The 22,533-nt window shown below is 65.8% G+C and carries 18 protein-coding genes; 15 read left to right on the forward strand and 3 right to left on the reverse strand.

Going from position 1 to position 22,533, the window contains the following annotated elements; translation table 11 throughout:
* Positions 1 to 279: 279 nt before the first annotated feature.
* Together hemN and ACFOOL_RS12710 are read right to left on the reverse strand one after the other, a co-directional pair.
* Positions 280 to 1,635: an oxygen-independent coproporphyrinogen III oxidase gene (gene hemN / locus ACFOOL_RS12705; RefSeq protein ID WP_380097499.1), complete on the reverse strand. Its 1,356-nt coding sequence runs from the start codon at positions 1,633 to 1,635 to the stop codon at positions 280 to 282.
* Between the two features lie 105 nt (positions 1,636 to 1,740).
* On the reverse strand, positions 1,741 to 2,421 hold the full coding sequence (locus tag ACFOOL_RS12710; protein ID WP_380097500.1) for a GntR family transcriptional regulator: 681 nt from the start codon (positions 2,419 to 2,421) through the stop codon (positions 1,741 to 1,743).
* Positions 2,422 to 2,664: 243 nt separating this feature from the next.
* On the opposite strand from ACFOOL_RS12710, the gene ACFOOL_RS12715 reads away from it, so the two are divergent.
* Genes ACFOOL_RS12715 through ACFOOL_RS12725 form a run of 3 tightly spaced genes read left to right on the forward strand, consistent with a single transcriptional unit; the run spans position 2,665 to position 6,387 of the window.
* On the forward strand, positions 2,665 to 3,675 hold the full coding sequence (locus ACFOOL_RS12715; protein WP_380097501.1) for an Ldh family oxidoreductase: 1,011 nt from the start codon (positions 2,665 to 2,667) through the stop codon (positions 3,673 to 3,675).
* A gap of 3 nt (positions 3,676 to 3,678) precedes the next feature.
* Positions 3,679 to 4,890 (forward strand): iron-containing alcohol dehydrogenase, encoded by a 1,212-nt coding sequence (locus tag ACFOOL_RS12720; protein ID WP_380097502.1) that lies wholly within the window; start codon positions 3,679 to 3,681, stop codon positions 4,888 to 4,890.
* Between the two features lie 30 nt (positions 4,891 to 4,920).
* The gene (locus tag ACFOOL_RS12725; RefSeq protein WP_380097503.1) at positions 4,921 to 6,387 is read left to right on the forward strand and encodes an NAD-dependent succinate-semialdehyde dehydrogenase; all 1,467 of its coding nucleotides are present in this window, start codon (positions 4,921 to 4,923) and stop codon (positions 6,385 to 6,387) included.
* Positions 6,388 to 6,451: 64 nt separating this feature from the next.
* Here ACFOOL_RS12725 and ACFOOL_RS12730 read toward each other — a convergent pair whose 3' ends face one another.
* Entirely contained in the window at positions 6,452 to 7,519 is a 1,068-nt protein-coding gene (locus tag ACFOOL_RS12730; RefSeq protein WP_380097504.1) for a LacI family DNA-binding transcriptional regulator, read from the reverse strand.
* Positions 7,520 to 8,103: 584 nt separating this feature from the next.
* Between ACFOOL_RS12730 and ACFOOL_RS12735 the strand changes: the two genes are divergently transcribed.
* From ACFOOL_RS12735 to ACFOOL_RS12790, 12 genes are all read left to right on the forward strand, one after another.
* Positions 8,104 to 10,467 (forward strand): CaiB/BaiF CoA transferase family protein, encoded by a 2,364-nt coding sequence (locus ACFOOL_RS12735; protein WP_380097506.1) that lies wholly within the window; start codon positions 8,104 to 8,106, stop codon positions 10,465 to 10,467.
* Positions 10,464 to 11,285 carry a hypothetical protein gene (locus tag ACFOOL_RS12740; protein WP_380097508.1) on the forward strand — a complete coding sequence of 274 codons (822 nt, stop codon included), beginning with the start codon at positions 10,464 to 10,466 and terminating at the stop codon, positions 11,283 to 11,285. The genes ACFOOL_RS12735 and ACFOOL_RS12740 overlap by 4 nt, the downstream gene beginning before the upstream one ends.
* Positions 11,278 to 11,727 (forward strand): MaoC family dehydratase, encoded by a 450-nt coding sequence (locus ACFOOL_RS12745; protein WP_380097510.1) that lies wholly within the window; start codon positions 11,278 to 11,280, stop codon positions 11,725 to 11,727. The genes ACFOOL_RS12740 and ACFOOL_RS12745 overlap by 8 nt, the downstream gene beginning before the upstream one ends.
* 149 nt (positions 11,728 to 11,876) lie before the next feature.
* Positions 11,877 to 12,317 (forward strand): acyl-CoA thioesterase, encoded by a 441-nt coding sequence (locus ACFOOL_RS12750; RefSeq protein WP_380097512.1) that lies wholly within the window; start codon positions 11,877 to 11,879, stop codon positions 12,315 to 12,317.
* A gap of 11 nt (positions 12,318 to 12,328) precedes the next feature.
* The gene (locus ACFOOL_RS12755; RefSeq protein ID WP_380097513.1) at positions 12,329 to 13,444 is read left to right on the forward strand and encodes a mandelate racemase/muconate lactonizing enzyme family protein; all 1,116 of its coding nucleotides are present in this window, start codon (positions 12,329 to 12,331) and stop codon (positions 13,442 to 13,444) included.
* A 31-nt stretch (positions 13,445 to 13,475) separates the two neighbouring features.
* Positions 13,476 to 15,068 carry an ABC transporter substrate-binding protein gene (locus ACFOOL_RS12760; protein ID WP_380097515.1) on the forward strand — a complete coding sequence of 531 codons (1,593 nt, stop codon included), beginning with the start codon at positions 13,476 to 13,478 and terminating at the stop codon, positions 15,066 to 15,068.
* 53 nt (positions 15,069 to 15,121) lie between these two features.
* Complete coding sequence (locus ACFOOL_RS12765; protein WP_380097516.1) at positions 15,122 to 16,717, forward strand: ABC transporter substrate-binding protein; 1,596 nt, start codon at positions 15,122 to 15,124, stop codon at positions 16,715 to 16,717.
* 54 nt (positions 16,718 to 16,771) lie between these two features.
* A complete protein-coding gene (locus ACFOOL_RS12770) occupies positions 16,772 to 17,707 on the forward strand; it encodes an ABC transporter permease (protein WP_380097518.1) in 936 nt (311 codons plus the stop codon).
* A gap of 1 nt (position 17,708) precedes the next feature.
* A complete protein-coding gene (locus tag ACFOOL_RS12775) occupies positions 17,709 to 18,590 on the forward strand; it encodes an ABC transporter permease (RefSeq protein WP_380097519.1) in 882 nt (293 codons plus the stop codon).
* An 11-nt stretch (positions 18,591 to 18,601) separates the two neighbouring features.
* Positions 18,602 to 20,485, forward strand: coding sequence for an ABC transporter ATP-binding protein (locus ACFOOL_RS12780; protein WP_380097521.1), 1,884 nt, complete (start codon positions 18,602 to 18,604; stop codon positions 20,483 to 20,485).
* A 39-nt stretch (positions 20,486 to 20,524) separates the two neighbouring features.
* Positions 20,525 to 21,526 (forward strand): MDR family oxidoreductase, encoded by a 1,002-nt coding sequence (locus ACFOOL_RS12785; protein ID WP_380097522.1) that lies wholly within the window; start codon positions 20,525 to 20,527, stop codon positions 21,524 to 21,526.
* Complete coding sequence (locus tag ACFOOL_RS12790) at positions 21,523 to 22,476, forward strand: NAD(P)-dependent oxidoreductase (protein ID WP_380097523.1); 954 nt, start codon at positions 21,523 to 21,525, stop codon at positions 22,474 to 22,476. Before ACFOOL_RS12785 ends, ACFOOL_RS12790 begins: the two co-directional genes overlap by 4 nt.
* Positions 22,477 to 22,533 lie beyond the last annotated feature (57 nt).

A 22,533-nucleotide genomic window follows, 5' to 3' on the forward strand; every position in this document is an offset into this window, starting at 1 on the left:
AAGCTGATCCACGGTTGCTTGATCCGAGGGCCTCTGTCCACACGCAAAAAACTTGAGTTTCGGGGCTCCCAGGCCGGCCCTCGGGTCACGCCCGAGGGCAGCGCAGCGTTGGTGTGGACGACAACGATCAAACCAGCAGCGTCCAAAATAAACACTCCCGCTCAAGGGGAGGGTTTTTTCGGGGGTGGGTTTGGCGGATCACCGAAGGACCCCCACCCCCGGCCCCTCCCCTCAAGGGGGAGGGGAGCAAAGGCAACGGTTCCCCTGACAATGAAGGCTCTAAACCGCCTGCGAATGGCGGGCGGTGCCGGTGCCGAGATAGGCGTCGAAGCGGGCGGCGATGCTGCGCACGAAGGGGCGGCCGCGCCGGGTGACGGTGAAGACGCCGTCTTCCATCGCCGTCAGGCCATCCGCATCGGCACGGGCCAGCGCCGCGGCGTCGTCGAGCAGGGCCGCGCCGGCTGCGCCGAAATCGGCCAGATCCCGCGGGGCTAGGCGGAAATGGCAGAGCAGGGTGGCGATGGCGTGGGCGCGCAGCCTGTCGTCCGCGTCCAGGGCAAAGCCCTTGGCGATGGCGGGTCCGCCGGCCAGCACCGCCTTGCGGTAGTCGCCCGTCGGGGTGATGTTCTGTACGTAGCCCTGCGGCAACTGCCCGATGGCGGAAGCGCCCAGGCCGATCAGGGCATCGGCGGCATCGTCGGTGTAGCCCTGGAAATTGCGCCGCAGCCGGCCCGTGCGGGCGGCGATGGCGAGGGTATCGCCGGGCCGGGCGAAATGGTCGAAGCCGACCGCCTCCATGCCCGCCGCGACGAACAGTTCGCCCGCAAGCCCGGCCTGGGCGAAACGGGCGGCGGCATCGGGCAGGGCCGCTTCCGGGATCATCTTCTGGTGCGGCTTCATCCAGGGAACATGGGCATAGCCGAACAGCGCGGCGCGATCCGGCGCCAGCGACAGGGCCGCCTCGATGGTCCGGGCGATGCCGGCCTCGGTCTGGAAGGGCAGGCCATAGACGAGGTCGAGATTGACCGAGTGGACGCCGCGGGCGCGCATGGCGTCGACCACCGCCCGGGTCTGCTCGAAACTCTGCAGCCGGTTGATGGCCTTCTGCACCACCGGATCGAAATCCTGCACGCCGATGCTGGCGCGGGTGAGGCCGAATTCGGCCATGGCGTCATAGCGCCCGTCATCGAGATCGTTGGGGTCGATCTCGATGCTGATCTCCACCTCGGGATCGATGGCGAAACGGGCGGCGAGGCGGGCTTTCAGCGCCTGCATGTCGGCAGGCGTCAGCAGGGTGGGCGAGCCGCCGCCCAGGTGGATCGCCGTCACCCGCCCGCGCCCGGCGAGCTGGTGCGATACCCAGTCGATCTCGGCGTTGAGGGCCAGCAGATAGTCGGCCACCGGCTCGTAGCGCAGGGTGTGCTTGGTATGACAGCCGCAGAACCAGCACAGCCGGTCGCAATAGGGGATGTGCAGATAGAGCGAAATGGTGGCCGACCGGGGCAGGGCCCGCAGCCAGCCGGCATAGGTATCGCCGCCGATGCCGGCATGGAAATGCGGCGCGGTGGGATAGCTGGTGTAGCGCGGCACCGGCGCGGAATGGCGCGCGATGAGGTCGGACAGGTCAGGGGTCATGGCGGCGGCCTGAAATCAGCATGCCGCCTGTCTAGCGCCAATGGCGGAACCGACATTGACCCCGATCAAACAGGGCGCGATCGGGGGTGGCGGGGCGGGGCGCGATCAGTCGTCGAAATAGGAGCTGAACCGGCCATAGGAGCGCTCGATATGGACGCGCATGGCCCGCTCCGCCCGGTCGGGGTCCTGCGCTTCGAGCGCGGCGATCAATTCGGCATGCTCGGCATTGGCGTCGGATGCCGCCTGCTGGTGGTGGAACAGGCGGAAAAGATGCACATGGGTGTGCAGATTGGCCAGGGTCTCGTGCACCAGGTCGTTGCCGCCGGCCTGGGCGATGAGATCGTGGAACTGGCTGTCGAGCCGCGCGAACTCGCTATAGCTCACCTTCTCCCCGTCGCCGCGCCGGGCCATTTCCCGGGCCATGCGCTTGAGGGTGTCGAACTGCTCTTGCGTCATCAGCGTGGCGGCCTTGCGGGCGGCAAACGGCTCGAGCAATTGCCGCAACTCATAGAGCTGGTCGAACCGCGTGCGGTCCATCTGGCTGGCGGCGCTGAACCCGATGAGGTGAGCCTTGACCACCAGCCCCTGCGCCTCGAGCCGCGACAGGGCCTCGCGGATCGGCGTCTGCGACACACCGAGCTCACGCGCCAGATGATCGATGGAAATGCGGCTGCCGGGCAGGATCTTCTGGCTCATCAGCTGCGCATAGATGGTGTTGTACACCTCGTCGCCCAGGCGGGGCGGACGCTTGATGGCCGTGGAGGGCTGGGTCGGGGACGTCGGCACTTGTCTGTCCTTGGTTGCAACCGTCGGGGAGCTGTCGTGTATCCTATAGCATTCTCGGCGCGAATGTGGGCAAGCACGGAATTGGTTTGACTTGGCTTTCCGAACGATCCTATATCCAATGCAAGAATAATATAGGATATACGGGTAGTGCCGGGGAATGGCGTTCCGGCGGTTTCGGTAAAGAATGCGCGCCGGATGGAGCCGGATACCGATGCGGTTGCCCCAAAAAAGAGTGTTTCGACCATGCCCCTAGTTTCCATCGACCAGGCCAGCGAGGTTGCTGATCGCTTGTTGGCGGCTGCCGGGGTACCGGCGGAGAATGCCGTGCTGCAGCGCGATCTGCTGCTGGACGCGGAGATGCGCAGCATCGTCTCGCACGGGCTGCTGCGGCTGCCGCGGCTGGTGGAGCGCATCGCGAACGGCGTCGCCGATCCGGTGACGCGGGGCCGGCACGAATGGACCGCGCCGGGCTTCTTGAGGGTGGATGGCGAACAGGGGCTGGGGCCGGTGGTGGCGCAGGCGGCCATCGATGCCATCAGCGCGCGCGCGGCCGAACAGGGGGTGGCCGTCGCCGCCGTCGCCAATGCCAACCATATCGGCATGCTGGGCTTTTACGCCGACCGGGTGGCCGAGGCGGGAAAGTGCCTGATCGCCTTTTCGACCAGCGAGGCGCTGGTGCATCCCTGGGGCGGGCGGCGCGCCATGATCGGCACCAATCCCATCGCCATCGGGCTGCCCACGGGCGACGGCATCTTCATGATGGACACCGCGACCAGCCTCGTCTCGATGGGGGAAATCCACGATCACGCCAATCGCGGCGCGCCCATTCCGCCCGGCTGGGCGCTCGACGGCGAGGGCAACCCGACCACGGATGCCGCCGCGGCCCGGGACGGCGCCATCGCCCCGTTCGGCGGCCCCAAGGGCTATGCGCTGGGCCTCGCCTTCGAGCTGCTGCTGACGGCGCTGGCCGGATCGGCCATCGGCCGGGAGGTGAAGGGCACGCTCGATTCCACCGAGCCCTGCACCAAGGCCGATCTGTTCATCGTCATCGACCAGGAACTGGCGCCCGTCGCGCATTTCGTCGAGCTGCTGCGCAACGAAGCGCCGGCGGACGGCTTCGAGGGCGTGCGCATTCCGGGAGAGCGCGGGCGGCTTCTGCGCCAGAAAGCCCTGGCGGAGGGCATCGAGATTGCGGACGTGACCTGGTCGCGCCTGCGGGAACTGGCCGGACCGGCCGAAAGCATCAAGGACTAGAACATGTTCGGCGCACTTCGCTCGCCTCGCAATATCGTATTCGGAAATGGACAGCGCGCCGCCCTGCCGGGCTATGTGGCGGCCCTGGGCAAGAGCGTGCTGGTGGTCACCGATGCGCGCCTCGAAAGCGAGCCCAGCGTCCGCGCCCTGCTGGCGGACCTGGCCGCGGCCGGATCGAAGGTGGCGGTCTTTGCCGGCGTGGAGGCGGAACTGCCCGCCGAGTGCATCCATGCCGGGGTGAAAAAGGCGCAGGAGGCCGGTGCCGAGGTCATTGTGGGCCTGGGCGGGGGTAGCTGCATGGATGCGGCCAAGGTGATCGCGCTGCTGTGCGCGCATGGCGGCGCGATCAGCGATTACTATGGCGAGTTCAAGGTGCCGGGACGGGTGCTGCCGCTGGTGGCGGTGCCGACCACGGCCGGCACCGGCTCGGAGGCGACCCCGGTGGCGGTGGTCGCCGACCCCGACCGTGCGGTGAAGGTGGGAATTTCCAGCCCCTATCTCATTCCCGATACGGCGATCTGCGATCCGGAACTGACCCTGACCTGCCCGGCCGGGCTGACGGCGGTGTCGGGCGCCGATGCGCTGGTCCACGCCATCGAGGCTTTTACCACGGCGGTGCGCCCGCCCACGCCGGGCATGACCCATGAGCATGTCTTCGTGGGCAAGAATGCGCTGACCGACAGCCATGCGCTCGCCGCCATCGGCAATATCGGGCGGGGCCTCGTGGCAGCGGTGCGCGACGGCAGCGATATCGAGGCCCGCTCGGCGGTCATGCTGGGCGCCCTGCAGGCGGGCCTCGCCTTCGGCTCGGCCGGCACTTCGGTGTGCCATGCCGTGCAATATCCGGTCGGCGCCGTCACCCACACTGCCCATGGGGTGGGCGTGGCGCTGATGCTGCCCTATGCGCTGGAGTTCAACCGCGAGGTGGTCGAGGCCGAAATCGCCACTATCGGCCGCGTCCTCGGTTTTGCCGGGGAGGGGGACGACGATGCCGCGGCGGCCGATGCCGGCATTGCCGGCATCGCCGGCATGCTCCGGCAGATCGACATTCCGCGCAGCCTTGCCGATATCGGCGTGAAGCCCGACGACCTGCCCTGGATCGCCGAACAGGCCCTGGCGGCCAACCGGCTGATCAAGAACAATCCGCGCCCCATCGACCGCGCCGGCTTGGACCTGCTGCTGCGAGCGGCCTATGATGGCACCCTGGCGCACTGACGACGACATTTTCGAATTCAAGGCCAACAGATGAACAAGACTTCCTCCCTCTCCTTCGATCCGTCCGCGCTGCCCAACGATCTGTTCATCGCAGGCAAGTGGCGCAAGGGCTCCACCGGCAACCGTCTCGACGTCGCCGATCCGTCCACGGGCCGCGTCATCACCAGCGTGGCCGACGCCTCGGAAGAGGACGCCCTTGCGGCGGTGACGGCCGCCCATGAAGCCGGCCCGGCCTGGGCGGCCACCCCGCCGCGCCGCCGCTCGGAAATCCTGCGGCGCTGTTTCGAATTGATGATCGAGCGCAAGCAGATGCTGGCCGAGCTGATCAGCCTGGAAAACGGCAAGGCGCTGCCCGATGCCGAGGGCGAGGTCGCCTATGCCGCCGAATTCTTCCGCTGGTTCTCGGAAGAGGCGGTGCGGCTCAATGGCGAGGTGTCGGTCGCCCCGGGTGGGGCCAACCGCATCCTGGTGCAATACCAGCCCATCGGGGTTTCGGTGCTGGTGACGCCGTGGAATTTCCCCGCCGCCATGGCGACCCGCAAGATCGCGCCGGCACTGGCCGCCGGGTGCACTTGCGTGCTCAAGCCCGCGACGGAGACGCCGCTGACGGCCTATGCGCTGGCCGAAATCTACCGCGATGCGGGCGTGCCCGACGGCGTGGTCAATGTGCTGACCACATCGAAATCCGGAGCCACCGTCAGCGCCATGCTGCACGATCCGCGCGTCCGCAAGCTCAGCTTCACCGGGTCGACCGAGGTGGGCCGCAAGCTGCTGCGCGAGGCGGCCGACCAGATCATCTCGTGCTCGATGGAACTGGGCGGCAATGCGCCCTTCATCGTCTTCGACGATGCGGACCTCGAAAAGGCGCTCGACGGCGCCATGGTGGCCAAGATGCGCAATGGCGGGGAAGCCTGCACCGCCGCCAACCGCTTCTATGTGCAGGAAGGCATCATGGACGCCTTCGCCAACGGACTGGCCGAGCGCATGGCGGCCCTGAAGGTGGGCCCGGGCTATGAAAAGGGGGTGCAATGCGGCCCGCTGGTCAACCAGGATGCGCTCGAGCGCATCGGCTCCTGGGTGGACGAGGCAGCAGGGCAGGGCGCCAGCATCCTGACCGGCGGCAAGAAGCTGGACGTCGAAGGCTATTATTATCCCCCCACCGTGCTCAAGAACGTTCCCTCCAGCTCGCCTCTGGTGCGCGATGAAATTTTCGGGCCAATCGCCCCGCTGGCCAGCTTCAAAAGCGAGGAAGAGGTGATCGCGCGGGCCAACGATACCGAATACGGGCTCATCGCCTATGTGTTCACCGAGGATCTGGCCCGGGGACTGCGGGTCTCCGAAAAGCTGGAAGCCGGCATGATCGGGCTCAATCGCGGCCTTGCCTCCGATCCGGCGGCGCCGTTCGGCGGCGTCAAGCAGAGCGGTCTCGGCCGCGAGGGCGCCCATCACGGCATCCTCGAATTCTGCGAGGCGAAATATATCGCAGTGACGTGGTGAAGGCGCTTTCGCCGAAGACGGCGGAGCGGCCGGAACCGGCCTGAACCCGGGATGATCCGAACGATCAGGTGCGGAACGGCCCGATCGTCTCGGACGCCAGATCGCCCACGCTGGAGCGGCGGATCAGCAGATCGCCGCTCAGGGCATGCTGCGTCGGCAGATAGCGTCCCGGCGCCAATTGCTCGTTGATGAGCTGGATGGTCTTTTCGATGATGGCATCGACCGGCTGGCGGAAGGTGGTGAGGGAGTAGCGCGGCCAGCGGGACATGGCGATATCGTCAAAGCCGGCAATGGCGATATCCTCGGGGATGCGCAGCCCCAGCCCGTCGCGGAACGCATCGAAGCCGCCGATGGCGAGAATGTCGTTGGCGAAAAATACGGCATCGACGTTCCGGGACCTGCCGATTTCCATGGCCGCCCGGTAGCCGGCCTCATAGCTGTATTCTCCTCCCGAAACCGCGTGGGTCAGCGTCATGCCCAGCTCCGCCACCCGGGAGATGAAGGCGTTCTGGCGTTCGAGATTGGTGGTGGTGTGGGGCAGGCCGCCGACAAACGCCACATTGCGCCGGCCGATGGCGTGGAAATGGTCGGCGATGGCCCGGGACCCCTCGACATTGTCGCAGCTCACCGATGTCAGGGGGAGATCCGGAATGGTCCGATTGACCAGCACCGCCGCGCGCCCCTCCGTGGCCCAGCGCAACGAGGCGCCGGACAGCACCGTGGCCGATATCACCACGACCGCATCGACATTGTATTTGCGCAGGGCGACCAGTTGCTCCTCGATATTGGAGCCGCGCGTGATGTTGAACATCAGGCTTTGCAGACCCTCGCGCTGCAATTCGCGCGACAGCTTCTCGATTAGCGTGGGGTAGAACGGGTTCTGCATTTCCGACACCACGATCCCGGCGATGTTGCTGCGGCGGGTCGAGAGCATGGAGGCGATGGCGTTGGGATGATAGTCGAATTCCTCCGCCCCCCGCAGGATGCGCTGCCGCATCGCCGGCGAAATGGAGGTGCCGGGCGTAAAGGCCCGCGATATCGCCGACTGGCTGACGCCCAGACGGCGCGCCAACTCCCGCGCCGTGATCGGCCGGGATCGCGCAATCGGCTGCTCCGGCTCCGTATTGTCCATGTCGTCTCCCCGTCTGCCCCGTCGCAATCCTAGAGCCTTTCCTCGTCAGGCGGAATCGTTGCCTTGATCCCCTCAAGGGAAGTGTTCATTTCGGGCTCTTAGCTCAATTTACCCCCCCCCACACCGGGCTTCCCTCAGGCTTGACCCGAGGGCCTCTGTCCACGTGCAAGAAACCCGGGTTTCGGGGCTCCCTGGCCAGCGCAGCGTTGGTGTGGACAACGACGATCAAACCAAGAGCGTCCAAAGTAAACACTCCCTTCAAGGCGGCGACCAGCGCTCCCTCCCCCTTGAGGGGAGGGTTGGGGAGGGGGTGGATCTGACGGATCACCGAAGGACCCCCACCCCCGACCCCTCCCCTCAAGGGGGAGGGGAGCAAGAAGGCGCTGATCCGCTTGGCAGTGAAAGCCTCTAGCGAGATGCGCACCCAAGCGACACCTCCATGAACAGGAGTTGTGCATACGAATGCAAAGATGCCTTGCATCCGGATGCAAGAATATCCTATCGTATTTTTAAGGCGGCTGCACAGCCCTTCCGGGAGGCGGGGAAGCGGCGCGCAAAAACGGCATTGCAAAGGGAGAGGCCGGATGAGTGGCGCCTTGGGCCATCTGCGCATCATCGATTTTTCGGACAGTCTTGCTGGCCAGTATTGCGCCCGGCTGTTCGCGGATCATGGAGCATCGGTGATGCTGGTCGAGCCATCGGCAGGCTCGCCGGTGCGGCGGATGGCACCGTTCTCCAGCTCGGGAGAATCGCTGCTGTTCTTCCACCTCAACACCGGAAAGCAGTCGCTGGCGCTCGATCGCGACAGCGAGGAAGGCGCCGCCACCTTGCGGACGATGCTGGCCGGCGCCGACGTCGCGATCCTGCCTCCCGACGTCGATCCGGACGCCATCAGCGAGGACAACCCCCATTGCGTGGTGGTCCAGCCATCCTTGTTCGGCTCCGAGGGGCCGCGGGCCGGCTGGCAGGGGCCGGAAATCGTGCTGCAGGCGCTTTCCGGCATGATGCACAATAATGGCGCGGGGGGCCGCGAGCCGCTGTTCGGAACCGGCAATCGCGCGGCGCTGGCCAGCGGGGTAGGCGCCTATATCGGCGCTCTGGCGGCGCTTTATGCAAGGGAGAATATCGGGCGGGGCCAGGTCGTCAGGATCGATGCCGCCGAGACCGCGGCTTCGATGTGCTTCCCCTATGTCATGCAGCATATCTATAACGGCACGGTGCGCCAGCGCACGGAGCAGGCGGTGCAGGCGGGACAGGTGCTGTGCCGCGATGGCTGGGTCTGCATCTGGGTCTATAATTTCCGCTGGCATGCGCTGCTCAAGGCGCTCGACCTGCTGGAGCTGGAGTTCGACGCCCGGTTCGCCGACCCCGCGATCAGGCGCGAGAACTGGGAGGCGCTGTTCGCCATCATCCAGGCCAAGGTCTCGCAGATGCCTGCCGAGGATCTGGTCGAGATCCTGCAACAGGCGCAGGTCATCGCGGCCAAGGCGTATCGTCCGTCCGAGCTGATCGGGAACCGTCATCTCGCGGCCCGCGACTATTGGGACGAAGTGAATGGGAAAAGAGTGCTGGGTCCGGCTTTCCGGCTCGGCGCGGCGCCGCGCCAATTGCAGGGCGGAGCGCCGGCGCTGGGCGAGGGAGCCGTTCCGTCCTGGCCCGCGCCATCCCTGCCGGACGCCGGCAGCGTGGGCGGGCGGCCCATCGAAGGCCTGAGGGTCATCGAATTGACCACGGCCTGGGCTGGGCCGATGTCGGGCCGGGTGCTGGCCTATCTGGGCGCGGAGTCGATCCATGTCGAGGCGCCCAACCGGGTCAATTCCTGGCGCCTCAACAAGGACAAGCCCAATCCGATCAATTTCCCGGATTTCAAGCCAGGCGACCGCTGGTACGACAGGTCGTTCCTGTTCAACTCGCAGAACGTCAACAAGCTGAGCTGCATCCTCAACCTGAAGACCGAGGAGGGCAGGGCGACGCTGCGGCGCCTCGTCGCCGTCGCCGACGTGGTGGTGTGCAATTTCCGCCCGGGGACGCTGAAAAAGCTGGGGCTCGACTATCAGAGCCTCACCAGCATCAAGCCCGACATCATCGTCGCGGAGCTGCCCGCCTTCGGGACGTTCGGCCCCATGTCGGGATATGCGGCGCTGGGCCCGACCATGGAAATGGCGACCGGCATGTCGGCGATGATCGGATATCCGGGCGGCCAGCCGGAAGTGACGGGACCATCCTATCTCGACCCCATCGGCGGCTTCAATGCCGCCGCGGCCATCCTGACCGCGCTGGTCTATCGCCAGCGGACGGGGCAGGGGCAATATGTCGAGGTTCCCCAGGTCGAGGCGGCGATGCAATTGATCGGCGCCGAAATCCTCAAGGCGGGGGAAACCGACGCCGATCCGGAACCCAACGGCAATCGGGTCGAGTTCGCCAGCCCGCACGATGCCTTTCCGGCGCGGGGCGAGGACCAGTGGATCGCCATCGCGGCGCTGGACGAGCAGCAGTGGCGGCGCCTGTGCGAGGCCATGGGGACGCCGGAGCTGGCGGAGGACCCGCGGTTTTCCAGCCTCGGGCGCCGGCGCGACAATGAGGGCGAACTCACCCGCATCATCGCTTCCTGGACGGCGCGGCACGACAAGCACGAACTGGCCTCCCGCCTGCAGGCGCAGGGCGTGGCCGCGGCGCCGGTCCAGACTCCCAAGGATCTGGCGGAGGACCCCTATCTCGCCCATCGCGGGTTCTTCACCGAGCTCGACCATCCGGATGCCGGACGGCATCGGCACCCCGGGCTTCCCATCCATCTCAGCCTGACCCCGGGCGCGCAATTGCGGTCCGCACCGCCCTTTGGCCGCCATAACCGGCACGTGCTCGAGACCATACTGAAACTGTCGCCCGACGAGATCGTCGCCATAGAGGCCAGCGACGCCATGGCGACCGAGCCGCTGGAGGGCGCATGAGCACCGAAAGCCAGCAGCCCCGCTTTCCGGGAGAGTTCACCGTCCATATCCTGCTGGACGATGCGCCGCACTATAAAGGCTCGATCCATGACGACGACGTGGCGCGGGCACGCGGCTACAAGGCGGCGCTCATTCCCGGGGCCTTTGTCTATGGTCATGTCAGCCGCGCCGCGCTGAATGCCTGGGGCGAAGACTGGGTGGCGCGCGGCGCCATGTCGACACGCTTCAAGAGACCCGTCTATAATCATGAGGACATTACGGTTTTCACCGGCGCGCTCGAAGATGACGGCGCGGCGCTGCGCAGTCCGGTAAGCGTCCGCAACGGCGATGGCGACGAGGTGGCGACGGGCTGGATCGCCCTGCCGCACGCGCCGGTGGCGGCGCCGGACGGCGCCGGGCTGGATTTCCTGCCGGTTCCGGACCGCCCGCCCGCCGTGGCCGCCGGCCAATTGCCGGTCGGGGCGCCCCTGCACAGCCGCGAGCGCATCCTGACCAGGGAAGACTTCGAGGTCTCGCTGCGGGCCTTCGCCGAGCGGCATCCGCTCTATGCCGATCCGGGCTTCGTCCATTCCGGCATGCTGATGAGAACCGCCATGGGCGACGTCAATTCCGGCTGGAAATTTCCGGCGGCGGTCGTGCTGGTCGAGGCGGAGACGCAGCATTTCCGCCCGGTCTTCCCCGGGCAGACCATCCGGACGGCCGGCCGCATCGCCCAGACCTATGAGCGCAAGGGCAAGCACTATTTCGTCTCCGAAGAAGTGCTTTTTGCCGATGGCGAACCGGCGGCCAGCTTCAGGAGAACACAAATCTATGGCTAGCGACTGGACCCAGTCGGTCAGCGGTCTGCTGACCTCTTTCACCACCACGGTCAGCGCCGAAGACGTCGCGACCTTCGCGCGGCTCAGCGGCGACGACTACGAGGCCCATACCGACCCCGATTTCATGGCGAAGTCGAGTTTCGGCAAGCCCATCGCCCACGGCGCCCTGCTCGTGGGCTACATGTCCGCTGCCGGCACGAGGGCGATCCGCGAGGCCCGGACGAAGGGCAATGCCACCACTCCGGTGTCGCTCGGCTATGACCGGATGCGCTTCGTCGCGCCCGTGTTTTTCGGCGACGCGGTGACGGTGACCTATCGCGTCAAAAACGTCGATGCGGAGCGCAATCGCTCGGTCGCAGACATCGAGATCACCAACCAGGACGGGGTCGTGGTCGCGGTGGCGGAACATCTGATGAAATGGCTGCAATCAGATGCAATATAGGATATATGCATGGTTGCATACGGATGCAATCAGTGTAAGGTAGCCGGGTTATCGCAGCAGGCCGACGCAAGAATCGGCCCGGACAGAGAGGAGTTTCGCTTCATGATCGGTGAGGACGCCCGCGCGGCCGCGCCCCGGATTCTGCCGTCGTGACGGCACGACCGCCGCCGGCCCGGCGCGAGGCTTTCCGCTGGTTCACCCAGATCACCTTGCGCTGGAACGACATCGATATATTCGGGCACGTCAACAATGCCCGGTATTACGAGTTCTTCGACAGTGCGGTCCTGGGCTTCCTGCACGAACGCGAGCTGGGGCTGGGCGCGGATGCCGCGATGGTCGTCGCGGAGAGCGGCTGCCGCTTCCACCGCGAAATCGTCTTCACCGACCGGCTGGAAATGGGCCTGCGGGTCGAGCGCATCGGCACCTCATCGGTGCGCTACGGCCTGGGAGCCTTCATCAACGGCAATGACGAAGCCGCCGCCGACGGACATTTCGTGCACGTCTTCGTCGATCCCCGGCAGCAGCGGCCAGCGCCGTTCCCGTCCCCGGTTCGGGGGCATCTGGAAACAATTCTCGTTTCTTCGGTCTAAGGAGGGCCGTCATGGCCAAAGCGTCTATCATCAAGTCGGTCGATGCCTTTCAGGTGGCCTGGAATCCCGGCGATCCGCCGGGCCGGCGCACCGCCTTCGTGCGGGTGACGACGGAAGACGGCCTGGTGGGCTATGGCGAGGCGTCGCCCATGCATGGCGGCGAGCATTCGCTCTGGGTGCTGCGCGACGCGGCGGCCTCGCTGGTGGGCGCGGATGTGCTCGATCATGCAGTGATTTACGATCGCCTGTTGCACCGTTACGTGAAGCTCGGCCCGGAAGGCACGGTGACCGGCGCGCTGGCGGCGCTCGACATCGCCCTCTGGGACCTCAAGGGCAAGCTGTTCGACCTGCCGATCTACAAGCTGCTGGGCGGTGCCTGGCGCACCGAAGTGCCGTTCTACGCCTCCATCGGCGGCAATGCCAACCGTACCGTCGATGAAGTGGTGCGGGTGGTGGAGCAGCGCTGGCAGACCGAAAAGCCGGCGGCCATCAAAATTCGCTGGGACGGCGACAGGACCCGGCAGGACTACGATATTCCGGGCGATATCGCCAAGGCCAAGGCGGTCCGCAAGCTGGTGGGCGACGACTTCCCGCTCGCCTTCGACGCCAATAACCAATATTCGGTCGGCGGCGCCATCCGCGTCGGCCGCGCGCTCGAAGAGCTGGGCTATATCTGGTTCGAGGAGCCGGTGCAGCACTATGACGTGCGCGGCATGGGCGAGGTGGCCCAACGGCTCGACATCACCGTTTCGGCCGCCGAGCAGACCTACACCACCCAGGCGCTGGTCGACATCATCAATGCGGGCGTCCGCATGGTGCAGCCCGATATCGTCAAGATGGGCGGCATCACCGGGCTGATGCAGTGCGCCGCCATAGCCTATGCGCACGGGGTCGAACTGGTGCCCCACCAGACCCAGCCCACGATCGGGCATGTGGCCAACCTGCATGTGCTGGCCACCATCATGCACCTGACCAAGCCGGCCGAGTTCGCCGATCCGGATACGCGCATGCATCCCGGATTCCGCAACCCGCCAAAGCCCGCCGACGGCAAATTCCAGATTCCATCCGGGCCGGGGCTCGGCCTCGACCTGATCGATGCCGAACTCGATCGGCGGCGCGTCGGATAATCCGAACACAGGACGAACAGAGGAGACGACAATGGCGATGAACCGCCGCAATTTCATGGGCCTCGCAGCCGCCGGCACGGCGCTGACGACCTTGGGCATTCCAGCGGTGAGGGCGCAGGACGACGACACGATCCGCATCGCCCTGGCGGCGGGCGGGCCGCGCCACTCCGACCCGAACCTGACCACGCAGGGGCCGGACAACTGGGCGACCGAGCAGATGTACGAACAGCTCGTGCGGCCCGATGACGGCCGATTCGCCCTGGCACCCGAGGAATATCTGCCGGTTCTGGCCACCGAATGGTCGATGTCGGACGACGCCAAGACCTGGACCTTCAAGCTGCGCGAAGGCGTGCAGTTCCATCGCGGCTATGGCGAGATGACGTCGGAAGACGTGGTCTTCACCTATCTCAAGGCCAAGGAGGTCGGCACCGGCCGGGTCATCATGGCGAATGTCGCCGACGCGGTGGCCAACGGGCCGTATGAGGTGGTGTTCACGCTCGCGGCTCCGGACGTGAATTTCCTCGGCACCACGGTATTCTCGCTCAACACCAATATCGTCTCGAAAAAGGCCTATGAGGAGATCGGCGCGGAGGCCTTCACCACCGATGCCGTGGGCACCGGGCCGTATGAGCTGGTGCGCTACGATTCGGAGAGCGGCACCTATCTCAAGCGCTTCGAGGACTATTGGGGCGAAAAGGCCAAGGTCGGCAATGTCGAGTGCCTCTATATCGCCGACACCACGGCGCGGACGCTGGCCCTGGTCTCGGGCCAGGTGGACATGATCGAGGCAGTGCGGGCGCCGGGCTGGATCGATTCCATCCTGCAGCGCGATCCCAGCATGCTGGTCGACATGACGGTGCCGGGGTCCTTCAACACCCTGCATGTCAATCTCAACCGCGCGCCCTTCGACAACCTCAAGGTCCGGCAGGCGCTGATGCATGCCATCGACCGGGAAGCGGTATCGCAGGCGCTGGCGCCGATGGGCGGCATGCTGGTCGGATTGCAGCCCGACTTCTTCCCGCCGGGGCTCAAGACCGAGGACCTGCCCGAAGAGCTCCGCTACACCTACAGTCCGGAACGGGCCCGGGAACTGCTGGCCGAGGCAGGCTATCCCGATGGCATCAGCTTCGACACGCTGTGCAGCCAGCGCGAGGATTATTCCTCCACCATGCTGATCGTGCAGGAGCAATTGCGCCTCGCCGGGTTCAACATGAACCTCATCATCGGCGACCACACGGCCTATCATGCCGACAATCGCTCGGACAAGAATACGCTGGCCATGCATGCGTCGAGCTATCCGCCGATTCCCACGCAGATCTATATCCAGCAGCTTTATTCGAAGGCCGAAGTGAAGGCCGACGGATCGGGCGGGGGCAATTACAGCCATTACGGCGTGACCATTCCGGGCGTCGACGATCTGCTCGAGCAGGCACTGAGCGCCACGAACTACGACAAATATGTCGAGTTGTGCCGCGAGATCGAATTGCAGGTGCTGCGCGACCTGCCGCTGATCGGCCTTTCCACGCTGTCCTACACCATCCTGCGCAATCCGCGGGTCGACCTGGGCTACGAGGTCGAGAGCGGCTATGCGCGCTGGCGGCTGCATCGGGCCACGAAGGCCTGAATTCATCAGCGCCGGAACGATCCGGCGCCGACCAACCCGGGAGGAGGAGACCCATGACTTTGAACAGACGCAATTTCATCGAACTGGCCGCCGCGACCACCGCGCTGACCGCGTTCGGCATCAGCTCCGCGCGAGCGCAGGACACCGATACGATCCGGATGGGGATCGCGGCAAACGGCCCGCGCCATTCCGATCCGAACCTGACGACCCAGGGTTCGGACAACTGGGCGACCGAGCAGATCTACGAGCAGCTCGTCCGCCCCGATGACGGGCGCTTCGCGCTCGCTCCGGAGGAATATCTGCCGACCCTGGCCACGGAATGGTCGCAGTCGGAGGATGCCAGGACCTGGACCTTCAAGCTGCGCGAAGGGGTACAGTTCCATCGCGGCTATGGCGAGATGACGTCCGAGGACGTGGTGTTTTCCTATGAGCGCGCCATGAAGGAAGGCACCAACCGCACCATTCTTTCCAATATCGAAAGCGTCGTCGCGGACGGTCCCTACGATATCACCATCACGCTCAAGCAGCCGGACGTGAACCTGCTCGGCACCTCGATCTTCAACAACAACACCTCCATCGTCTCGAAAAAGGCCTATGAGGAAATCGGGGCCGAGGCTTTCGCGACCGATGCGGTGGGAACCGGGCCTTACGAACTGGTGGAGTTCGACCCCGAATTCGGCACCCGTCTCGTGCGCCACGAGGATTACTGGGGCGAAAAGGCCAAGATCGCCAAGGTCGAGTGCGTCTATATCGCCGATACCACCGCACGCACGCTGGCCCTGCTCTCGGGCAATGTCGACATCATCGAGGCGGTGCGGGCCCCGGGCTGGATCGATTCCATCCTCCAGCGCGACCCGACCTTGCAGATCGACATGACGACGCCGGGCTCGTTCAACACCCTGCACGTCAACCTGACCCGCGCGCCCTTCGACAACCTCAAGGTGCGGCAGGCGCTGATGCATGCCATCGACCGCCCGGCAGTGGCGCAGGCGCTGGCACCGATGGGCGGCACCATGGCCGGCCTGCAGCCGGACTTCTTCCCGGCGGGCTTCAAGATCGAGGACCTGCCCGAGGAGCTGCAATATCCCTACGACCCGGAAAAGGCCAAGGCCTTGCTGGCCGAGGCGGGTTATCCCGACGGCATCGCCTTCGACGCCCTGTGCAGCCAGCGCGAGGACTATTCCTCCACCATGCTGATCGTGCAGGAGCAATTGCGTCTTGCCGGGTTCAACATGAACCTGCAGATCATCGACCATACGGCCTATCACGCCGACAATCGCTCGGATAAAAACACCCTGGCGATGCATTCGTCGAGCTATCCGCCGATTCCCACCCAGATCTACTTCCAGCAACTGGCTTCGGGGTCGGAAGTGAAGGCGGACGGGTCCGGTGGCGGCAATTACAGCCATTACGGGGTCGCCATGCCGGGCATCGACGATCTGCTCGACGAGGCGTTGTCGGCGACGGATTACGAGACTTATCTCGACCGCTGCAAGCAGATCGAATTGCAGGTGCTGCGCGACCTGCCGCTGATCGGGCTGTCGACGCTGGGCTTCACCGCCGTGCGCAGCGGCAAGGTCGATCTCGGCTATCCGGTCGAGAGCGGTTATGCCCGCTGGCGGTTCCATCGCGCCACCAAGACGGCTTAAATCTTACCATGGCCGGGCTCCCTCCGGGGCCCGGCCTCAAATGACGGTGCAATCATGGCCCGATATCTTCTGCTCCGACTCGCCGACGCGATCCCGACATTGCTGCTGGTGCTGACGCTGGTTTTCATCGCGATGCGCATTCTGCCGGGCGACCCGGCGCTGGCTGCCCTGGGCGACGCCGCCTTGCCCGAGCAATTGGCGGAATTCCGGGAGCGGATGGGGCTCAACGTGCCGTTATGGCAGCAATATTTCAATTTTCTCGGTGGCGTGCTGACGCTCGATTTCGGGCGTTCGCTGCTCAGCAACACGCCGGTGCTGACGCTGATCGCGCAGAACCTGCCCTATACGATCGAACTGACGCTCGCCGCCATGATCATGGGCATCGTGGCGGGCATTCCGCTGGGCGTGTTCGCGGCGACCAACCGCAACAAGGCGCCCGATACCGGCGTGCGGCTGTTCTCGCTGATCGGCTACGCCATTCCCGACTTCTTCCTGGGCGCTTTGCTGCTGATCACCTTTTCGCTCAATATGGGCTGGTTCCCGATCAACGGGGCAGGCACCGACCTGGTCAGCCGACTGCACCATATCTTCCTGCCGGCGCTGACGCTGGCCTTCGTCAAGGCGGCTTTCCTCGGCCGGCTGACCCGGGCCAGCCTGCTCGAAGTGCTGAGCAAGGACTATGTGCGCACCGCCCGCGCCAAGGGCGCCAAGGAAAACCGGGTCATCTACGGGCACGGCCTGCGCAACGCGATGCTGCCCATCTCGACCGGCCTCGGCCTCAGCCTGCTTTCGACCCTGTCGGGCTCCGTCGCCATCGAACTGGTCTTCAACAGGCCCGGCATCGGCCGGCTGCTGATCGATGCGATCGCCCAGCGCGACTATGCGGTCATCCAGGGCGGGGTGCTGGTCTTCGCCGGCTTCGTGGTGCTCATCAACCTGCTGATGGACCTCGTCTATGTCATTGTCGATCCTCGAGTGCGGGTGAAATAGAATGTCCGTAGCTGCAGAAAACACCGCCGTCGTGCCCGCCGAGGACAGCGCCGTCGAAAAAGTGCGCAAGATCCTGTTCGGCAGGCCGGAGACGGCCCTGGCCACCGTGGTCATCATCATTTTCGTGCTCATCGCCTTATTGGCGCCGTGGCTCGCGCCCTACGATCCGCTGTCCCAGTCGATCACCAAGATCAACCGCCTGCCCAGCGAGGAAAACTGGCTCGGCACCGACCAGTTCGGCCGCGACGTGCTGAGCCGGCTGATCTACGGATCGCGCAACTCGCTGCTGTTCGGCTTCATCTCGCCGATCCTGGCCGCTTTCTTCGGCACTCTGCTGGGGGTGATCGCGGGATATTTCGGCGGCGTTGTCGACCGGATCATCTCGCGGGTCATCGACCTGCTACTGGCCTTTCCCGAACTGCTGCTGGCCATTCTCATCGCGGCAGTGCTGGGCGGGGGGTTCTGGAACATCATCGCCGTCATCACCGTCGCCTTCATTCCCGGCTTCGCCCGCGTGGCGAGGGCCCAGACCCTTTCGGTGAAGCAGGAGCCCTATGTCGAGGCGGCCATCGCGGTCGGGGTGCGCACCCCGGTCATCATCGTGCGCCACGTCATTCCCAACATCATGGCGCCCATCATCGCGCTGATGACGCTATGGGTCGCCTCGGCCATCCGCATCGAAGCCTCGCTGAGCTTTCTGGGCATCGGCACGCGGGCGCCCAATCCGAGCTGGGGCAACATCATCCGCGACGGGCTCAACAGCCTGTTCGGGTCCCCATGGCCGATCATCGGCGCGGGCATCGCCATCACGCTGGTGGTGCTCTCCTTCAACCTGGTCGGCGACGCCATCCGCGACGCGCTCGACCCCTCGACCGCCCGATAGGAGGCCGCGCAATGAGCAGCAAGGGCGCAGTCGCCGAACAAGTCATCGTCGCCGATACCGCAGAGCCGGTGCTGTCGGTGCGCGATCTGAGAACCTCGTTCCTGACCCGGCGGGGCCCGGTGGAGATCGTCAAGGGCGTCAGCTTCGATATCGGCGCGGAAGAAACACTGGCCGTGGTGGGGGAATCGGGATCGGGCAAATCCGTCACGGCCCTCTCGATCATGCGGCTGCTCGATCCCGAAACCAGCCGGATCGAAGGCTCGGTGAAGCTGGGCGGGCGCGAACTTCTGGGCCTCGGGCCGGCGGATATGCGCTCGGTGCGCGGCCGGCAGATGGGCATGATCTTCCAGGAAGCCATGACCAGCCTCAATCCGTTGCAGACGGTGGGCAAGCAGATCGTCGAGGCGCTGCTCATCCACGGGCAATATTCGGGCGAAGCGGCGCAGAAGGAAGCCGAGCGGCTGCTTGACCGGGTGCGCATCCCGGCGGCGGCCTCCCGCCTCAAGGATTATCCACATTCGCTTTCCGGCGGCATGCGCCAGCGCGTCATGATCGCCATGGCGCTGGCCTGTAAGCCGAAACTGCTGATCGCCGACGAGCCGACCACCGCGCTCGACGTGACCATCCAGGCCCAGATCCTGCAACTCATCAAGCAGTTGCAGCAGGAAGAGGGCATGGGCGTGCTGTTCATCACCCACGATATGGGGGTGGTCGCCGAGATCGCCGACCGCACGGTGGTGATGCTGGAAGGAAAGACCGTCGAGGCGGACAGCACGGAGGCGATTTTCGCGCGTGCCCGGCATCCCTATACCCGCGCCCTGCTCGCCGCCGTGCCACGGCTGGGGCAGGGAAGCGAAAAGGGTCCGCAGCATTTTCCGGTGCTCGACCGGAAGACCGGGCTGGTGGCCGAGGCGCGGGAGCGTCCGGACACCGTGCGCCATGACGCCGAACCGGTGCTGCAGGTGCGCAACCTGGTCAAGCGCTTCGATATTCCCGGGGGCCTGTTCAGCGGTCCCTCGGGCCGCGTGCATGCGGTCGAGAATGTCAGCTTCGACCTGCGGGCCGGCGAAACGCTCTCCCTGGTGGGCGAGTCCGGATGCGGCAAATCCACGACCGGCCGGGCGATCATGCGGCTGATCGAGCCGCAGAGCGGCGAGGTCAGCGTCGATGGGACCGATATCAGGGGGCTCGACAAGGAGCATCTGCGCGATATGCGGCGGCATATCCAGATGATCTTCCAGGACCCCTATGCCAGCCTCAATCCCCGCATTTCGGTGGGCGACGCCATCGCCGAGCCGTTCCTGACCCACAAGCTGGGCAGCAGGGCCGAGGCCCGGGACAAGGCCATGGACCTGCTCGAGCGCGTGGGGCTCAAGGCCGAGATGGCCAGCCGCTATCCGTCGCAGTTCTCCGGCGGGCAGCGGCAGCGCATCTGCATCGCCCGGGCGCTCTCGCTCGGCCCCAAGGTGATCGTCGCCGACGAAAGCGTCTCGGCGCTCGACGTCTCGATCAAGGCGCAGGTGGTGAACCTAATGATGGATCTGCAGGAGCAGTTCGGGCTCTCCTACCTGTTCATCTCCCACGACATGGCGGTGGTCGAGCGCGTCAGCCATCAGGTCGCGGTGATGTATCTGGGCGAGATCGTCGAAAAGGGACCGGTGGCGGCGGTCTTCAGCAATCCGCAGCATCCCTATACCAAGCGCCTCATGGCGGCGGTGCCGGTGCCCGATCCAGCGCGGCGCAAACAGGTGCGGCCGGTCAACAACGACGAAATCAAGAGCCCGATCCGCCCGGTGGAATACGAACCGCCGGTTCGCGAATATCGGGAGGTCGGCCCCGGCCATCTGGTCCAGGCCTGGGGCGACGACTGGAAGGTCCAGGCCGATGCCGGTTGAGCGCCGGCGCGGACGGGATGAATGGAAAGGACAGGCTTCATGAGTTTTCAGGCGCTCGTTACCCATCGCCAGGAGGATGGCAGCATCGTTTCCGGCGTGGAGACCCTGGACGAGGTGCGGCTGCCCGAGGGCAATGTCACGGTCGATGTCGAGTGGGCGGGGCTGAACTACAAGGACGGGCTGTGCCTGACTGGGGGAGGGGGGCTGGTGCGGACCTATCCTCACGTCGCCGGGGTCGATTTCGCCGGGACCGTCCGGGACAGCGCCGACGACCGCTATGCAAAAGGCGACAGGGTGGTGCTGACCGGATGGCGGGTCGGGGAGGTTCGCTGGGGCGGCTTTGCCCAGCGGGCCCGTGTCGACGCCGATTGGCTGGTGCCGCTGCCAGCGGGGTTCACCACGCGCGATGCGATGATATTGGGCACGGCCGGCCTTACCGCCATGCTCGCCATCGACCGGCTGGAAGCCCTGGGCGTGCGGCCTGACCATGGCGAGGTGCTGGTGACCGGCGCCGCCGGCGGCGTCGGCTCCATCGCCATTTCGTTGTTGCACCGCCTGGGCTATCGCAGCATCGCCCTTTCGGGCCGGCCCGAACATGCCGATGCGCTCAAGGCCCTCGGGGCCGCCGATATCCTGCCACGCGACGAGTTTCTCGCCCAACCGGACAAGCCGCTGGAATCGGCGCGCTGGGCCGCCATCATCGACAATGTCGGGGGCAAGGTGCTGGCCAAGGCGCTCAGGCAGGTGAAATATGGGGGCGTGGCTGCCGCCATCGGCAATGCCGGCGGGATAGGGCTGGAGAGCAATGTGCTGCCTTTCATCCTGCGCGGGGTGACCCTCGCCGGCATCGACAGCGTCATGCAGCCCTATGCGGCGCGGGTCGCGGCCTGGGCACGGCTTGACGAAACCTTCGACCGGACCGCTTATGGCGGGCTGGTGGAGGAAATCCGCCTTGCGGAACTGCCGCTGGCGGCGGAACGAATCCTGTCGGGGAAAATCCGCGGCCGCACCATCGTCAGGCTGGATGAAACGAGTCCATGAGCGCGAATATCGTTCACCAATACGAGCCGGAGTTGGGGGAGCGCATCGCCGCCCGCCTGCCGCCGGGGGTAAAGTTCGTGCCCCTGGGGGCCAGCGCCGGGACGGCGTGGACGATACCGCCGGAGGCGGATGTCCTGCTGGTCAACCAGAACAGCGGCGCGGTCGGGCTGGACCGCTCCATGCCGGCGCCGGCCGGCTGGCCGTTCAATCTCAAATGGGTGCATCTGCGCTCGACCGGGATCGACAAATATCCCGACTGGATCTTCCAGGTGCCGCAGGTGACGGTAACCCGCGGCGGCTATGCGACGCCCATCGCCGAATATGTGATGGCCGCAGTGTTGAGCGCGGCCAAGCGCATGCCCGAAATCTGGGCGCGCGAGCGGAGCGGCTGGCACTCCGTGAAGCTGGACACGCTGGCCGGACGGACGCTGGGCATCGTCGGCTTCGGCGAGATCGGCAAGGCGATCGCGCGGCGGGCCCTGGCCTTCGACATGCAGGTGCTGGGAACTCGAAGAACGCCGGGGCCGAGCGGCATGGACAGGGTGGAGATCGTGCCGCTGGAGCATCTGCTGCAGCGTTCCGACCATATCGTCATCGCCACGCCGCTGACCGAGGAAACGCGCGGCCTGTTCGACGATGCGGCGTTTGCGCAGGTGAAGCCGGGCGCGCATCTGATCAATATCGGGCGCGGCCCGGTGATCGATACCGAAGCATTGCGGCGGGCCCTGGACGGGCGGCTGGGCCTTGCGACGCTCGACGTCACCGATCCCGAGCCGCCGCCGGAGGGACATTGGCTCTACGCCCATCCCCAGGTGCGGCTCTCACCGCATATTTCGGGAAGCTCGCCCGATACCGAGGCCGTCGTCACCGGTTTCTTTCTTGAAAATCTCGAGCGCTATCGCGCTGCGAAGCCGCTTTCCGGCCTGGTGGACAGGCGGGCGCGCTACTGACGATATGTCTCGTTGGTCCGGGCGCGCGGCTGGCCTATCCTGACGCGCAGCAAGACG

The organism is Devosia honganensis (assembly GCF_042648785.1).
GTDB classification, from domain to species: Bacteria; Pseudomonadota; Alphaproteobacteria; order Rhizobiales; family Devosiaceae; genus Devosia; species Devosia honganensis.

Coding starts and splice junctions, on each gene's coding strand:
- ACFOOL_RS12735 (WP_380097506.1), top strand. CDS start 8,104: ATGAGTGGCGCCTTGGGCCATCTGCGCATCATCGATTTTTCGGACAGT.
- ACFOOL_RS12740 (WP_380097508.1), top strand. CDS start 10,464: ATGAGCACCGAAAGCCAGCAGCCCCGCTTTCCGGGAGAGTTCACCGTC.
- ACFOOL_RS12755 (WP_380097513.1), top strand. CDS start 12,329: ATGGCCAAAGCGTCTATCATCAAGTCGGTCGATGCCTTTCAGGTGGCC.
- ACFOOL_RS12720 (WP_380097502.1), top strand. CDS start 3,679: ATGTTCGGCGCACTTCGCTCGCCTCGCAATATCGTATTCGGAAATGGA.
- ACFOOL_RS12745 (WP_380097510.1), top strand. CDS start 11,278: ATGGCTAGCGACTGGACCCAGTCGGTCAGCGGTCTGCTGACCTCTTTC.
- ACFOOL_RS12770 (WP_380097518.1), top strand. CDS start 16,772: ATGGCCCGATATCTTCTGCTCCGACTCGCCGACGCGATCCCGACATTG.
- ACFOOL_RS12715 (WP_380097501.1), top strand. CDS start 2,665: ATGCCCCTAGTTTCCATCGACCAGGCCAGCGAGGTTGCTGATCGCTTG.
- ACFOOL_RS12725 (WP_380097503.1), top strand. CDS start 4,921: ATGAACAAGACTTCCTCCCTCTCCTTCGATCCGTCCGCGCTGCCCAAC.
- ACFOOL_RS12780 (WP_380097521.1), top strand. CDS start 18,602: ATGAGCAGCAAGGGCGCAGTCGCCGAACAAGTCATCGTCGCCGATACC.
- ACFOOL_RS12775 (WP_380097519.1), top strand. CDS start 17,709: ATGTCCGTAGCTGCAGAAAACACCGCCGTCGTGCCCGCCGAGGACAGC.
- ACFOOL_RS12730 (WP_380097504.1), bottom strand. CDS start 7,519: ATGGACAATACGGAGCCGGAGCAGCCGATTGCGCGATCCCGGCCGATC.
- ACFOOL_RS12765 (WP_380097516.1), top strand. CDS start 15,122: ATGACTTTGAACAGACGCAATTTCATCGAACTGGCCGCCGCGACCACC.
- ACFOOL_RS12785 (WP_380097522.1), top strand. CDS start 20,525: ATGAGTTTTCAGGCGCTCGTTACCCATCGCCAGGAGGATGGCAGCATC.
- ACFOOL_RS12790 (WP_380097523.1), top strand. CDS start 21,523: ATGAGCGCGAATATCGTTCACCAATACGAGCCGGAGTTGGGGGAGCGC.
- ACFOOL_RS12760 (WP_380097515.1), top strand. CDS start 13,476: ATGGCGATGAACCGCCGCAATTTCATGGGCCTCGCAGCCGCCGGCACG.
- hemN (WP_380097499.1), bottom strand. CDS start 1,635: ATGACCCCTGACCTGTCCGACCTCATCGCGCGCCATTCCGCGCCGGTG.